Raw genomic sequence first — 14,029 nt, forward strand, 5'->3', positions numbered from 1 at the left:
CCCCCCCCCCCCCCCCCCCCCCCCCCCCCCCCCCCCCCCCCCCCCCCCCCCCCCCCCCCCCCCCCCCCCCCCCCCCCCCCCCCCCCCCCGCCCCGCCTAGAACACCGCAACCCCGGCCCGGGTCAGCCGCCAGTCCACCGACGCGAACTGCGCCGGGTCGATCGTCCCCTTCGCCTTCACCCACTGGATGATCGTGTTACGGATCTCCTCCGAATTCGCCCACAGCTGCTTCGCCTGCGGCACGTGCGGGAAGTTCCCGCCACCCGACGCCCGGTAGTTGTTCACCGCCAGCACGAACTCCGCAGCCGGATCCACCGCCTTCCCCTGGAACGACAACCCCGAGATCCGCGAACCCACCGGCTGCGCGATGTCGATGTCGTACGCCAGCCCGTACACCGCGTCGTAGTTGTAGTCCGGGACGCTCTCCGAGTTCGTCAGCTTCGCCGGGTCCACCGGAGCACCCGGCGCCGTCTGCACGTAGTACCGCGCCGAGTACTCCAGATAGTCCTTCAGCTGCGCACCCGTCAGCAGCCGCGCCTCCATCGTGTTCTCGAACGGGTACAGCCCCGCCGCATCCTTGATCGTCACCTGCCCGGCCGGAATCGACGCCGTACGCGAGAAACACGACGCCTGCGACAGCACCGGCAGCGCCGCCCACTGCGTACCCGCCAGCGCCCCCTTCACCGTGTCCGCCTGCACATGGTTGATCAGATCTATGATCGCGACGTCCTTGACCGGCCCCTCCGCCGAAGACATCGCCTGCGTGGACGTACCGATCACCTGGTTCACGTACGCCACGACCTTGCGGTGCTCGTCCGACAGCAGCCCGGTGATCTCCGGGTCCTCGGCGACCGTGTTCGAGTTCAGCACCTGCGCCGACACCTTCGCCACCGACCAGCAGCCCTTCGACCACGTCAGCTCGAAGTCGAACAGCGTCAGACGCTGCCCCCACTTCAGCGGCTCCGACAGCACCACGTCCTTGCCGGTCGCCTTGTTCTTCACCCGGTACTCCGGGATCTCCGTGTGCGCGTGCCCCACCAGGATCGCGTCGATCCCCGGCACCTGCTCCGCCACCAGACCCGCCGCGTTCTCGACGTACGGCAACTGGTCACCGTACGAGGACGTACCGCTCGAACCCGAATGCGCGGACACGATCACCACGTCCGCACCCATCGAACGGAGCTTCGGCACGTACTTCGCCGCCTGCTCCTCCAGCCCCGGGAACGTCATCTTCCCCTGCACGTTCGCCTTGTCCCAGATCGCGATCCCCGGGTTCGTCAGCCCCAGCACCGCCACCTTCACGTCCCGCCCGTGCGGGGTGCGCAGCCGGTGCATGCTGTACGGCGCGAACGCGGGCCGCAACGTCTTCGCATCCAGCGCGTTCGCGCCCAGCAGCGGGAAGTCGCACTGCTCCTCGAACTTGCGCAGCACCGGAATGCCGTAATTGAACTCGTGGTTCCCCAGCGCCGCCGCGTCGTAGCCGATCGCGTTCATCGCCTGCGCCATCGGATGCACCGGACCGCGCCGCGCGGTGATCGGATCCACCTTCGCGTAGTAGTACGACAGCTGCGTGCCCTGGATCGTGTCACCCGCGTCGATCAGCAGCGTGTTGCAGCGCCCCTTCTCCGCCCGCACCCGGTTCACGAGCGTCGAGATCTTCGCCAGGCCGACGTCGTTGTGCGCCTTGTCGTCGAACTCCTTGTCCGTGAAGTAGTCCCAGTTGAAGACGTTCCCGTGCAGGTCCGTCGTCCCCATCACCGTGAACGAGTACGTACGCGCCTTCCCGGCGCCCCCGGCGCCGCCCCCGGCGGCCCCGGGAGCCACCTCCGCCGCGGCGGCCGGAGCGCCCGCAGCCCCCGCCAACGCAACAGCCGCACCCGTCGCAGCCGAAGTACCCAGAAACGTCCTACGGTCGAACGCCATGCCATCTCCCCTTGTGAGGCGAACCCATCTCGAAGCGTGAACAACGCGCGTAGATTCTGACCGATCGGTAACAACCAGCAACACCCCCACCAGGTTTCGATCCGATGACCACCGACCCACCCGGCCGACAGTGCGACAGTGGAAACCATGACCCAGGACGCACCGCACCAGCCCTACGGAACCCCCGAAGTCCCCCGCGTCGCCGTCCGCGGCGAAGCCCGCCTCGAAGTCGACCCCGAAATCGCCCGCATCGGCATCACCGTCACCGCCCGCGGCACCGACCGACGCACCGCACTCGAAGACCTCACCCGCCGCAACAACACCGTCCTCGACCTCGTCAAAAGCTACGGCGACCCCGTCGAAAAACTCGAAACCGGCGCCTTCTCCATCAACCCCGAACTCACCCGCCACGGCCGCGCCGAACGCATCCGCGCCTACCACGGCCGCGTCCACATCACCGCCGAACTCGCCGACTTCACCGCCCTCGGCGAACTCACCACCCGCCTCGCCGACCTCGAACTCACCAGCGTCGACGGTCCCTGGTGGGCCCTGCGCCCCACCTCACCCGCCCACGGCGAAGCCCGCCGCCAAGCCGTACTCGAAGCCGTCCAACGCGCCCGCGAATACGCCCACGCCCTCGGCGCCGACCTCGCCGCCCTCGTCGAACTCGCCGACCTCGGCGCCGAAAACGCCCTCCCCTTCCAACCAGCCGCCCCGGGCACCGGCATGCGCACCATGGCCTTCAGCGCCTCCGAAGAAACCGCCCCGCCCCTCGACCTCGAACCCCAACGCCAGACCGTCTACGCCCAGGTCAACGCCCGCTTCACCATGACCCCTCCCCAGCTGTGAACACCGCCGCCCCGACAGGCGAATGGACCCTGGAACGCCTCCGCGCCGACCACGCCCCCGCCCTCCTCGACTTCGAACGGCACAACCGGGCCTACTTCGCACGCAGCATCCCCGACCGCGGCGACGCGTACTTCACCGAATTCGCCGCCCGCCACCGCGCCCTGCTCGCCGAGCAGGACACCGGCCTGTCCCGGTTCCACGTCCTCGTCACCCGCCACGGGACCCTGGCAGGCCGCGTCAACCTCGTCGACATCGAAGACGGCAGCGCCGAGCTCGGCTACCGCATCGGCGAACACGCCGCCGGCCGCGGCCTGGCCACCGCCGCCGTCGCCGAAATCTGCCGCCTCGCGAAGAACACGTACGGGCTCTCCCGCCTCACCGCCCTCACCACCCTCGACAACCCGGCGTCCCTGACCGTGCTCCGGCACAACGGATTCACCCAGATCGAGACCACCACCGTCGACGGCCGCCCCGGCATCCGCCACGAACGCCCGCTCGCCCCCGAGAACGGTTGAAAACGCGTACGCACCACACCCCACGGGGGTGCTCATCAGAGCACCCCCACGCACATTCAACAATTGTCAACAAGCTTTTGCCCAAAGGTTGTTGAGCGGACACCCGGAACCAATTTCCTACCGCCTGGTAGGGGCATACGCTCGCCCCATGCGCCGAGCAAAAATCGTATGTACCCTGGGCCCCGCCACCGACTCATACGACCAGATCAAAGCCCTGGTCGAAGCCGGAATGGACATCGCCCGCCTCAACCTCAGCCACGGCACCTACGCCGAACACGAGGAGCGCTACCAGCGCGTACGCAAAGCCTCCGACGAAACCGGCCGCAGCGTCGGCATCCTCGCCGACCTTCAAGGACCGAAGATCCGCCTCGGCCGATTCGCCGAAGGCCCCGTACTCCTTGAACGCGGCGACGAATTCACCATCACCGTCGAAGACCACGAAGGCGACCGCCACACCTGCGGCACCACCTACAAAGGCCTCGCCACCGACGTCACCACCGGCGAACGCATCCTCGTCGACGACGGCCGCGTCACCCTCGAAGTCACCGGCGTCGACGGCCCCCGCGTCCAGACCCTCGTCATCGAAGGCGGCATGGTCTCCGACCACAAGGGACTCAACCTCCCCGGAGTCGCCGTCTCCGTCCCCGCCCTCAGCGAGAAGGACATCGACGACCTCCGCTGGGCCCTGCGCACCGGCGCCGACGTCATCGCCCTCTCCTTCGTCCGCAGCGGCCGCGACATCGAAGACGTCCACCGCATCATGGACGAAGAAGGCCGCCGCCTCCCCGTCATCGCCAAAATCGAAAAACCCCAAGCCGTCGAAAACATCGACGACATCGTCGCCGCATTCGACGCCATCATGGTCGCCCGCGGCGACCTCGGCGTCGAAATGCCCCTCGAACAAGTCCCCATCGTCCAAAAGCGCGCCGTCAAACTCGCCAAGCGCAACGCCAAACCCGTCATCGTCGCCACCCAGATGCTCGACTCGATGATCGACAACTCCCGCCCCACCCGCGCCGAAGCCTCCGACGTCGCCAACGCCGTCATCGACGGCACCGACGCCGTCATGCTCAGCGGCGAGACCAGCGTCGGCAAATACCCCGTCGAGACCGTCAAGACGATGTCCCGCATCGTCGAAGCCGCCGAAGAAGACATCCTCGCCAAGGGCCTCCCCCCACTCACCGACCGCAGCAAGCCCCGCACCCAAGGCGGAGCCGTCGCCCGCGCAGCCGCCGAAATGGGCGACTTCCTCGGCGCCAAATTCCTCATCGCCTTCACCCAGAGCGGCGACACCGTCCGCCGACTCTCCCGCTACCGCTCACCCATCCCCCTCCTCGCCTTCACCCCCGACCCCGCCACCCGCTCCCAGCTCAACCTCACCTGGGGCGTCGAAACCTTCCTCGGCCCCCACGTCGACTCCACCGACGCCATGGTCGCCCAAGTCGAAGAAGAACTCCTGCGCATCGGCCGCTGCGTACCCGGCGACATCGTCGTCATCACCGCCGGCTCACCCCCCGGAGTCACCGGATCCACCAACCTGGTCCGCGTCCACCACATCGGCGACCCCGTACGCTGACCCCCCTCCGCACCACCCACCGCGTCGGGCCCCGTCCCGCCCGACGCGGCCACCGGCCGGCCGGCGCCGCATCAGGGAAACGCCCGCCCCCGCCACCGCCGTCGGGCCGAGCCACCCGCATGGCTGCCTCTGGGTGAACATCCACCCCGTTCTGGCGTGCCGATCGGCCGGCCACGGGAGCCGGCGGGCGACGATGCGAGCCGTATGTGCCGCTCCGGCGAGGTGAATGAACGCGCAGAGAGGTCCCCATGTCCACCGAGGAGAACAAGAAGCTGGTCCGCCGCTTCTATCGGGAGATCGACGCGGGCAACGTGGATGCCATGGACGATCTCGTCGCCGAGGACTACAAGGACCACTCACCGCCACCGTTTCCGGGTTTCGCAGGCGGGCGTGAGGGGCTCAAGAAGGCGTTCCGTCTGTTCTGGGAAGCCACACCCGGGACGCACGAGATCGAGGACCAGATCGCGGAGGGCGACAAGGTCGTGACCCGGATGACGGCCCGCGGAGTCCACGAGGGAGACCTCCCCGGCATCCCCGCCACCGGCGCGCAGCTCACGATGACCGCGACGGTGATTCACCGCATCGAGGACGGCAAGCTCGCCGAGAAATGGTCGAACAAGGACGAGCTCGGCTTCCTGCAACAGCTCGGTGTCATCCCCCCGCCCGGCGCGGCACCGCAATAGCCCAGGCCCGACCTAGTACTTGGGCCCGATGTGGGCATCCATGAGGGCCACGGAGGCCTTGCGGGCGACGGAGACGTTGAGGGGGTCGCTGCCCCTGGCCAGGATGGTCCACTCGACGCCGACCTTGGCGAGGGTGTCCGTGCAGAGCCGACGGATGTCGTCGGACCTGTTGGTGAAGAAGTACCTCGGATACTCGTACCGCTTGCCGTTCCGGACGGTCCAGTTGGTGATCCGGCACCCATCGGAGTGGATGAGCCCCCGGATGAACTCCCAGGGGTGGGCATCGACGATCTCCTGTTGCCACCGCTCGAGCACGATCCGCCGCTCGTGTTTCCTGCCCGGCCCGTGCTGCGGGAACATACAGGTCCAGTGCCGCCCGTAGCTGGTGACGGCGACGCAGCCCTGACGCTGCAGCACGTAGACCTTGTCGTCGGGCCGCACGGCCGTGATCGCCGCGCGGCATTGCTCGATGAGCCCCGGCCACGCGTCGGCGCAGGCGATCCGGAGGAGGTGCCCGCCGCGGGGGTGCGAGCTGATGCAGCCGTCACCGAGATAGAGGCCCAACAGGTACGCGTACGAGGCCCTGTCGGTGGGTGCTGCGCATGGGAGGGCCTGAGGGAGCAGGCGGGGGAGGGGCTCCAGGCGGGACTGCCACGCCCGGATCGCGGAGCGGGATATCCCCGTTTCCTTGCTGACGGAGTTCATACTGCGCCCGTCGGCGAGCAAGTCGAGCGTGTGCATGCGGGTAGCCAAGTCGTACATGTGGCCGACGCTGCCGCACGCTATTCGCTCACGTGGCGCATTTTGGAAGGCTTCGCTGAAACGAGTGAAGGTCACGCGATTATCGCGTGACCTTGGAAAAGAAGGAAAGTGCCCCGGGTCGGACTCGAACCGACACTGAATGGGTTTTGAATCCATCGCCTGCTGCCAATTGGGCTACCGGGGCCCAACGAATCGAAGGTTAACCCCGACCCGCTGCGAGTCCACCATACCGCAGCTAGGTAGGCTCGGGGGAGCTTGTTATGCCCCGCACCGAGGAGCCATCGTGACCGCCGAGCACGAGTCGACGCCCACGCCCGACGCCGACCAGCCGCACGTTCCGCCGCTGACGACCCGCGTCGTCATCGCCGAGGACGAGGCGCTCATCCGTCTCGACCTGAAGGAGATGCTCGAGGAGGAGGGCTACTCCGTGGTCGGCGAGGCCGGGGACGGGCAGACCGCCGTCGAACTGGCCCGGGAGCACCGCCCCGACCTGGTGATCCTCGACGTGAAGATGCCGGTCCTGGACGGGATCTCCGCGGCCGAGAAGATCGCGGAGGAGTCCATCGCGCCCGTACTCATGCTGACCGCGTTCTCGCAGCGCGACCTGGTCGAGCGGGCGCGGGACGCCGGGGCCATGGCGTACCTGGTGAAGCCGTTCAGCAAGAGCGACGTGGTGCCGGCCATCGAGATGGCGGTGTCGCGTTTCGCGGAGCTGCGGGCGCTGGAGAAGGAGGTCGCGGACCTCTCGCTGCGGCTCGAGACCCGCAAGCTCGTGGACCGGGCGAAGAGCATTCTGCAGACGCAGTACGGGCTGTCCGAGCCCGCCGCGTTCCGGTGGATCCAGAAGACCTCCATGGACCGTCGCATGTCCATGCAGCAGGTCGCGGAGGCGGTCATCGAGGACGCCGAGGAGAAGAAGAACGCCGCGCAGTAGCGGGTACGCGTGAGGCCCGCCACCGTGGACGGTGGCGGGCCTCAGGCTTGAGCGGATCCTTAGTCCTCGCCGAGGTACGCCTTGCGGACGTCCTCGTTGTGGAGGAGCTCCTGGCCGGAGCCGGAGAGCACGATCTTGCCGATCTCCATCACGTGGGCCTGGTCGGCCAGCGAGAGGGCGGCCTGGGCGTTCTGCTCGACGAGCAGGATGGTGGTGCCCGCGGCCTTGAGTTCGGCGATGGTCGCCATGATCTTCTGCATCATGAGGGGGGAGAGGCCCATGGAGGGCTCGTCCAGCATGAGCAGCTTGGGCTGGGACATGAGGGCCCGGCCCATGGCGAGCATCTGCTGCTCGCCGCCCGAGAGGGTGCCGGCGGCCTGCTTGCGGCGTTCGCCCAGGATGGGGAACATCTCGTAGGCGCGCTGGACGTCCTTCTCGATGCCCTCCTTGTCGGTGCGCAGGAAGGCGCCGAGTTGGAGGTTTTCGGCGATCGTCAGCCGGGGGAAGATGTGGCGTCCCTCGGGGGAGTGGGCGAGGCCCAGGGAGACGATCTTGTGGGCGGGGACCTGTGCGAGCGGCTTGCCGTCGAAGGTGATGGTGCCGCTGGCGGGCTTGAGGAGTCCGGAGAGGGTGCGGAGGGTGGTCGTCTTGCCGGCGCCGTTGGTGCCGACGAGGCAGACGATTTCGCCTTCGTTGACCTCGAAGGAGATGCCCTTGACGGCTTCGATCTTGCCGTAGGCGACCTTGAGGTCTTGGACCTCGAGCAGTGCGGTCACTTGGCGTCTCCGTCCGTGCTGGTGGTGCTGGTGGTGCCGGTGGTGCTGTCCGCTTCGGCGTCGGCGTCCGGCTCCGCGTCAGCGGGCGCGTCGGCGTCCGCCTCGGCTTCGGCGTCCGCGTCGGCTTCTGCCGGCGCCTCTGCCTCGGCCGCTGCCGGCGCCTCGGCTTCGGCCGCTGCCGGCGCCTCGGCTTCGGCCTCGGCCGCCGCGTTCGCCTCGGCGGCTTCGACCGCTGCGGCCTCGGCCGCGCCCGGGTCGCCCTCGAAGGGCTCGCCGAGGTAGGCGGCGATGACGCGCTCGTCGCCCTGGACCTCGGCTGCGGTGCCTTCGATGAGCTTCTCGCCCTGGACGAGGCAGGCGACGCGGTCGCAGAGGTTGAAGATGAAGCGCATGTCGTGCTCGATGACGAGTACGGCGATGCCCATGTCCCGGATGGCGAAGATGAGTTCTTCGGCCGCGCGGGTTTCCTGCGGGTTCATGCCGGCGGTCGGCTCGTCCAGGAGGATGAGGCCGGGGTCGCTGGCGAGGGCGCGGGCGATCTCCAGCTTGCGCTGCTCGCCGTAGGGGAGGTTCTTGGCGAGGTGCTGGGCCTTCTTCTCCAGGCCGATGAACTCCAGGAGTTCCATCGCCCGGGCCTCGCTGGCGGCTTCGGCCTTCTTGAAGCCGGGGCCGCGCAGGAGGGCGGACCAGAGGCCTTCCTTGGTGCGGGTGTGGCGTCCGACGAGGACGTTCTCCAGCACCGTCATGTTGTGGAAGAGCCGGATGTTCTGGAAGGTGCGGGCGATGCCGGCGCTGGTGACCAGGTGGGGCTTGGGCGGCAGGACCGTGCCCTTGTAGCTGACGGTTCCCTCGGTGGGGACGTACAGCCCGGTGAGGCAGTTGAAGAAGGTGGTCTTGCCGGCGCCGTTGGGGCCGATGAGGCCGACGATCTCGCCCGCGTTGACCTTGAGGTCGACGCCCTTGACGGCGGTGAGGCCGCCGAAGCGCATGGTGACGCCGCTGGCATCGAGGACGGTGGTCGTCGTGGTGGTGTCTGTGGTGGTCATGGTGTTCACGCCCCCGCCTTGGCGGTGGCCAGGTCCGTGGGGGCCTGGTCAGCGGTGTCGTCGTGGTACTCGAGCTGCGCGCGCTTGTTGGCGATGAGGCCTTCGGGGCGGAAGCGCATGAGCAGGATGAGGGCGATGCCGAAGGCGAGGAGCTGGTAGTCCTGGAGGAAGGCCAGCTTCGCCGGGATCAGGAAGAGCAGTGCGGCGCCGAGGATGGGGCCGCGGATGGTGCCCATGCCGCCGAGGATGACGGCGGCGAGGAGGAACGCGGAGTTCGGCGGGACGGGCCCGGCGAAGACGTAGTTCTCGGGGACGACCGTGCTGTTGACGTGTGCCTGGACGGTGCCGGCGAGGCCGGCGAGGGTGGCGCCGAGGGCGAAGGCGATGAGCTTGACCTTGAAGCCGTTGATGCCCATGGCTTCGGCGGCGGTCTCGTCTTCGCGGATGGCGACCCAGGCGCGGCCGATGCGGCTGTTGCCGGCTCGGGCGAAGACCAGGATGACGAGTGCCATCACGAGCAGCATCAGGAAGTAGTAGTTGGCGTAGGCGCCGAGGACGATGCCGCCGACGGTGTGCGACTCCCCGAAGTTCCACCCGAAGAGTTCGAGGTGGGGGATGTTGGGGATGCCGTTGGGGCCGTTGGTGATGTCGGGGCCGGAGGTGCCGTCGAGGTTGCCCATGGCGATGCGGAAGATTTCTCCGAAGCCGAGGGTGACGATGGCGAGGTAGTCGCCGCGCAGGCGGAGGGTGGGTGCTCCGATGATCACGCCGAAGATGAGCGAGGCGAGGGCGCCGACGATGACCGCTGCCCAGAAGGGGAGCTGGAAGCCGAAGGCGGAGGCGGTGCTTCCGGAGACCAGGGCGGCGGCGTAGGCGCCGACGCCGAGGAAGGCGACGTAACCGAGGTCGAGGAGGCCGGCGAGGCCGACGACGACGTTGAGGCCGAGGGCGACGGTCGCGAAGATCAGGATGTTGACCGCGATGAGCGTGTAGGTGTCGCCGCTCTGCTGGATGAACGGGAAGGTGATCGCGGCGGCCGCGGTACCGATGAGGGTGACCTGGCGGTTCTTCGCGGTGAGCAGGCCGAGTCGGTCGAAGAGACCGGACTTGAGCAGGGCGAAGGCCGCGAAGCCGACGATGATCAGGTAGGTGACGAAGAGCTGCGGTTCCTTGTCGTCGGTGTCGATGCCGAAGGTGACGACGTAGAGGCCGACGGCGAAGGCGCCGATGATGATGAGGATCTCGCCCCAGGAGGGCAGCTTCTTGGCGGCGGCCGCCTTGTGGCTGTCGTCGGGGAGCTTGTACGCGGCGAGGGCCGGTACGAGCGAGCCGATGAGGGCGAGGTAGGCGCCGGGCTCCAGGTGGACGAATCCGCCGAGGACCCAGGCGATGGCGATGACGGTGAACCAGGTGCCGGCGAGGGTGCCGAGCGAGAGGATCCACACGGGCTTGCGGGCGCCGGTGGGGGTGAGCCAGCGCAGGCCCTTGACGCCGAGCGCGGAGAGCGCGTGGGCGGCGGTGAGGAGTGCGCCGACGAGGCTCAGGAACTGGATGGGGGCCGGGCTGCCGTAGTAGGTGAGGTCACCGGGGAACTCGGAGGTCCAGGTCCAGGCGAGGAAGGCGCTGACGACGGTCAGCAGGCTGCCGCCGATGACCGCGTAGAGCAGTGCGGTGCGGGAGACGGCACCGGTGGCTTCGGCGTCGAGCGGGAGGGTTGCTTCGTTGGTCATGGTTCTCACGCCCGATCCGCGACGCGCTCACCGAGCAGGCCTTGTGGCCGCACGAGGAGGACGACGATGAGGAGTACGAACGCCCAGACGTTGGACCAGGCTCCACCGCCGAGCTGCGACATGCCGGGGATGTCTTCGATGTAGGCGATCGACAGGGCTTCGGCGAGGCCGAGGACGACGCCGCCGACCATGGCTCCGTAGATGTTGCCGATGCCGCCGAGGACGGCTGCGGTGAAGGCCTTGAGGCCGAGGATGAAGCCCATCTCGAAGTTGATCTGGCCCTTGTCGAGGCCGTAGGCGACGGCGGCGACGGCGGCGAACGCGGCACCGATGGCGAAGGCCATGACGATGATGCGGTCGGTGTTGATGCCCATCAGCTTCGCGGTGTCGGGGTCCTGCGCGGTGGCCTGCATGGCGCGGCCGCTGCGGCTCTTCTGGACGAAGACGCCGAGGGCGAGCATGCAGAGCGGGGCGAGGATGAGGACGAAGGCGTCCGCGCGCTGGATGGCCAGGCTGTCGGTGATCTTGAAGGCTTCGCCCTTGAACTCGGGGAAGCTGACGGCCTTCTTGGCGTCCGGGTAGAACTGCCAGACGAGCTGCTGGAGCGCGATCGAGAGGCCGATTGCGGTGATGAGTGGTGCGAGCCGGGGAGCGCTGCGCAGGGGACGGTACGCGAAGCGTTCGGCTCCCATGGCGACGAGGACGGAGACGAGGGAGCCTCCGATGATCATGACGGGTATCGCGATCAGCAGGGAGGTGCCGGTCGGGAGGATGGCGTAGGCGGTGAGCGCGCCGAAGCCGCCGATCATGAAGATCTCGCCGTGGGCGAAGTTGATGAGCTGGACGATGCCGTAGACCATGGTGTACCCGATGGCTATGAGGCCATAAAGGGCACCGAGGGCAAGGCCGTTGGCCAGCTGTTGCGGCAGTTCGTGCACCGCAGGGCCTCCGATGAGCGTGTCGGATAAGACTCCGCGCGAGGGCGCTGTTGCGCCCTCGCGCGGTGGGTTTTGGTTCAGGTGCGGCTGGTGATGCGGGGTCCTACGGGATTACTGGTTGAACGTGTCGCTCTTGACGTCGATCCACTTGCCGCCCTCGACCTTGTAGACCGTGAGCTGCTTGTTGGTGGTGTCGCCGTACTCGTCGAAGGCGACCTTGCCGGTCACGCCTTCGAAGGACACCTTGGCGAGGGCCTCGACGACCTTGGCGCGGGCGTCGGTGGGGAGCTTGCCGCCGTTGGCGGCGACGACGGCCTTGACGGCCTGGACGACGGACCAGCCGGCGTCGTAGGAGTAGCCGCCGTAGGCCGCGTAGGGGTCCTTGTAGCCGCCGGCCTGGTAGTCGGCGATGAAGGTCTTGGCGGTGGGCAGCTTCTCGACCGGGTAGCCGATGGAGGTGGAGAGGTCGCCCTCGTTGGCCTCGCCGGAGGCGGTGATGAAGGCGGGGTCCTGGATGCCGTCGCCGCCCATGAGCGGGATGTTGGCTCCGGCCTTCTTGATCTGGTCGGCGAGGAGGCCGCCCTCGGGGTACTGGCCGCCGAAGTAGACGGAGTCGGCGCCGGAGGACTTGACCTTGTCGGCGGTGGAGGAGAAGTCGGTCTCCTTCACGGTGACGTGGTCGGTGCCGACGACCTCGCCGCCGAGCTTCTTGAACTCGTCGGAGAAGATCGCGGCGAGGCCGGCGCCGTAGGTCTGCTTGTCGTCGACGACGAAGACCTTCTTCTTGCCGGCGTCCTTGAAGAGGTACTGGGCGGCGAACTTGCCCTGGACCACGTCGGTGGCGGCGGTGCGGAAGTAGGTCTTGAAGGGGCGCTTGAACTCGCCCTTGCCCCAGTTGTCGCCCTGGCTGAGCGCGGGGTTGGTGTTGGCGGGGGAGACCTGCGCCAGGTTGGCGGAGGCGAACACGCCCTGCATCTGCTGTGCGACGCCGGAGTTCAGGGGGCCGACGACGCCCACGACGTCCTTGTTGCCGACGAGCTTGGTGGCGTTGGCCTGGCCGGAGGCCGGGACGGCCTGGTCGTCGAGGGCCTCGACCTTGAACTCGATGCCCGGAACCTCGTTGTTCTTGTTGGCCGTCTTGGCCGCGAGGTCGACGGAGTTCTTGATGCCCTGGCCGAGGGCGGAGAGCGAGCCGGTGAGGGGGGCGTCCACGCCGATGACGACGACGGTCTTGCCGCCGGACTTGTCCCCGCCGGTCTTGCCCTCATCGCGCGAGCCGCAGGCGGTGAGGGTCAGTGCTCCCGTGGTGATCACGGTGGTGAGGACGAGCAAAGAACGGTGTCGCACGATTCTTCCTTTCCCTGGCGCGGCCCCCTCATTTGAGGTGCCGTTTGGTCGCCGGGCCGCACTGGGAGGTCCACGGCCGTGCTGGGTTGCGCTCGGTGGCGCGGTGACTGGCCGTGACTCTAGGCCGAGGTGGCGAGCGCGGGGAGCGGGGAAAGGAGGATGTGACGCTCTTGTTATGCCAAGGCCAAGAATGTGCGGCGGGAGTGTGGACAAAACGGACTTTTGGTGACGTGGAGGGGTGACCACATGTTGAGAATTCCCTGTTTACCTAAGGGGCTTGAGGCCTTCATGGTCCTGTCATAGATCAAATTCCGCCGAATGTCGCTGCGCGTGTCCGCAGGTATCCGTCGAGTGGCATTTGGCAGGGGAAAAGGGCGATTCCGTAAGGCGTGGGCATTACGGAGCGTAATGGAATGCCTTGATCCACTCCGGGCAGATGGATCTTGTTCGGGCGCGCGAAGGGCCCGCGACCTGCGGTTCGGCGTCGAGGTGCCGCGTGCCCGGAACGCGGACAGCGTGTACTTGAATCCGGTCACCCCGGTCAGGAGGGGGGTCGCCAGTTCTCCGAGCTCCACGTCGCGCCGTTCCGCTCCGCGCAGCGCCGCGCCACGAGCTGGTCGATCAGCTCAAGTGCCTTGTCCTGCCCCGCAGTTCGCTCCTCGGCGCGGCCCGCTTCGACCGCTTCCTCTTGGATCTCGTACTGCTCGTTGGAGAGGCCCTTCTGCTCCCAGTCGAGACCGGACCAGTAGGTGCCCTTGAGGGTCTCCTTGGCCCAGTAGGACACCAGACTTGTGCAGACCTGTGCGGGGGAGGAGGGGCTGGGGGCGGGAGTTGGGGTCCGGGGTGGCGCGGAAGGGGCGGAAGTGGAGCATCCGGACAGGGCGAGCGCCGCGAGGAGGGCGGCGGCCGCGCGACGGCGTGTGGTGGGCGGCGGAGTCCCCATGAGGGGA

Annotated in this window: 13 protein-coding genes and 1 tRNA gene; 5 read left to right on the forward strand and 9 right to left on the reverse strand. The window is 68.0% G+C overall.

What is annotated here, in order from left to right; all coding sequences use genetic code 11:
- Positions 1-96: 96 nt before the first annotated feature.
- Entirely contained in the window at positions 97-1,923 is a 1,827-nt protein-coding gene (locus ACZ49B_RS28370; protein ID WP_468311297.1) for a bifunctional metallophosphatase/5'-nucleotidase, read from the reverse strand.
- A 147-nt stretch (positions 1,924-2,070) separates the two neighbouring features.
- On the opposite strand from ACZ49B_RS28370, the gene ACZ49B_RS28375 reads away from it, so the two are divergent.
- The 4 genes from ACZ49B_RS28375 (at position 2,071) to ACZ49B_RS28390 (ending at position 5,546) form a co-directional block, all read left to right on the forward strand.
- Positions 2,071-2,772, forward strand: coding sequence for an SIMPL domain-containing protein (locus ACZ49B_RS28375; RefSeq protein WP_468311299.1), 702 nt, complete (start codon positions 2,071-2,073; stop codon positions 2,770-2,772).
- Complete coding sequence (locus ACZ49B_RS28380; protein WP_468311301.1) at positions 2,769-3,287, forward strand: GNAT family N-acetyltransferase; 519 nt, start codon at positions 2,769-2,771, stop codon at positions 3,285-3,287. Before ACZ49B_RS28375 ends, ACZ49B_RS28380 begins: the two co-directional genes overlap by 4 nt.
- A gap of 148 nt (positions 3,288-3,435) precedes the next feature.
- The gene (pyk, locus tag ACZ49B_RS28385) at positions 3,436-4,863 is read left to right on the forward strand and encodes a pyruvate kinase (protein ID WP_468311303.1); all 1,428 of its coding nucleotides are present in this window, start codon (positions 3,436-3,438) and stop codon (positions 4,861-4,863) included.
- A 248-nt stretch (positions 4,864-5,111) separates the two neighbouring features.
- Positions 5,112-5,546, forward strand: coding sequence for an ester cyclase (locus ACZ49B_RS28390; protein WP_468311305.1), 435 nt, complete (start codon positions 5,112-5,114; stop codon positions 5,544-5,546).
- Between the two features lie 12 nt (positions 5,547-5,558).
- Here ACZ49B_RS28390 and ACZ49B_RS28395 read toward each other — a convergent pair whose 3' ends face one another.
- Together ACZ49B_RS28395 and ACZ49B_RS28400 are read right to left on the reverse strand one after the other, a co-directional pair.
- Entirely contained in the window at positions 5,559-6,308 is a 750-nt protein-coding gene (locus ACZ49B_RS28395; protein ID WP_468311307.1) for a transcriptional regulator, read from the reverse strand.
- Positions 6,309-6,417: 109 nt separating this feature from the next.
- Positions 6,418-6,492, reverse strand: a tRNA-Leu gene (locus ACZ49B_RS28400).
- 99 nt (positions 6,493-6,591) lie between these two features.
- Here ACZ49B_RS28400 and ACZ49B_RS28405 point away from each other — a divergent pair.
- Complete coding sequence (locus ACZ49B_RS28405; protein ID WP_468311309.1) at positions 6,592-7,242, forward strand: ANTAR domain-containing response regulator; 651 nt, start codon at positions 6,592-6,594, stop codon at positions 7,240-7,242.
- Positions 7,243-7,301: 59 nt separating this feature from the next.
- Here the strand turns inward: ACZ49B_RS28405 and ACZ49B_RS28410 are convergent, their stop codons facing one another.
- The 6 genes from ACZ49B_RS28410 to ACZ49B_RS28435 all read right to left on the reverse strand — a co-directional run bounded on the left by ACZ49B_RS28410 (position 7,302) and on the right by ACZ49B_RS28435 (position 14,022).
- The gene (locus ACZ49B_RS28410; protein ID WP_468311311.1) at positions 7,302-8,018 is read right to left on the reverse strand and encodes an ABC transporter ATP-binding protein; all 717 of its coding nucleotides are present in this window, start codon (positions 8,016-8,018) and stop codon (positions 7,302-7,304) included.
- Positions 8,015-9,064, reverse strand: coding sequence for an ABC transporter ATP-binding protein (locus tag ACZ49B_RS28415; RefSeq protein ID WP_468311313.1), 1,050 nt, complete (start codon positions 9,062-9,064; stop codon positions 8,015-8,017). The genes ACZ49B_RS28410 and ACZ49B_RS28415 overlap by 4 nt, the downstream gene beginning before the upstream one ends.
- Positions 9,065-9,069: 5 nt before the next feature.
- Positions 9,070-10,794 carry a branched-chain amino acid ABC transporter permease gene (locus ACZ49B_RS28420; RefSeq protein ID WP_468311315.1) on the reverse strand — a complete coding sequence of 575 codons (1,725 nt, stop codon included), beginning with the start codon at positions 10,792-10,794 and terminating at the stop codon, positions 9,070-9,072.
- Positions 10,795-10,799: 5 nt separating this feature from the next.
- Complete coding sequence (locus tag ACZ49B_RS28425; protein ID WP_030292127.1) at positions 10,800-11,732, reverse strand: branched-chain amino acid ABC transporter permease; 933 nt, start codon at positions 11,730-11,732, stop codon at positions 10,800-10,802.
- 111 nt (positions 11,733-11,843) lie between these two features.
- The gene (locus tag ACZ49B_RS28430; RefSeq protein WP_468311317.1) at positions 11,844-13,079 is read right to left on the reverse strand and encodes a branched-chain amino acid ABC transporter substrate-binding protein; all 1,236 of its coding nucleotides are present in this window, start codon (positions 13,077-13,079) and stop codon (positions 11,844-11,846) included.
- A 541-nt stretch (positions 13,080-13,620) separates the two neighbouring features.
- Positions 13,621-14,022 (reverse strand): hypothetical protein, encoded by a 402-nt coding sequence (locus ACZ49B_RS28435; RefSeq protein WP_468311319.1) that lies wholly within the window; start codon positions 14,020-14,022, stop codon positions 13,621-13,623.
- Positions 14,023-14,029: the final 7 nt, after the last annotated feature.

The sequence above is a fragment of the Streptomyces sp. NPDC031132 genome (assembly GCF_055570595.1).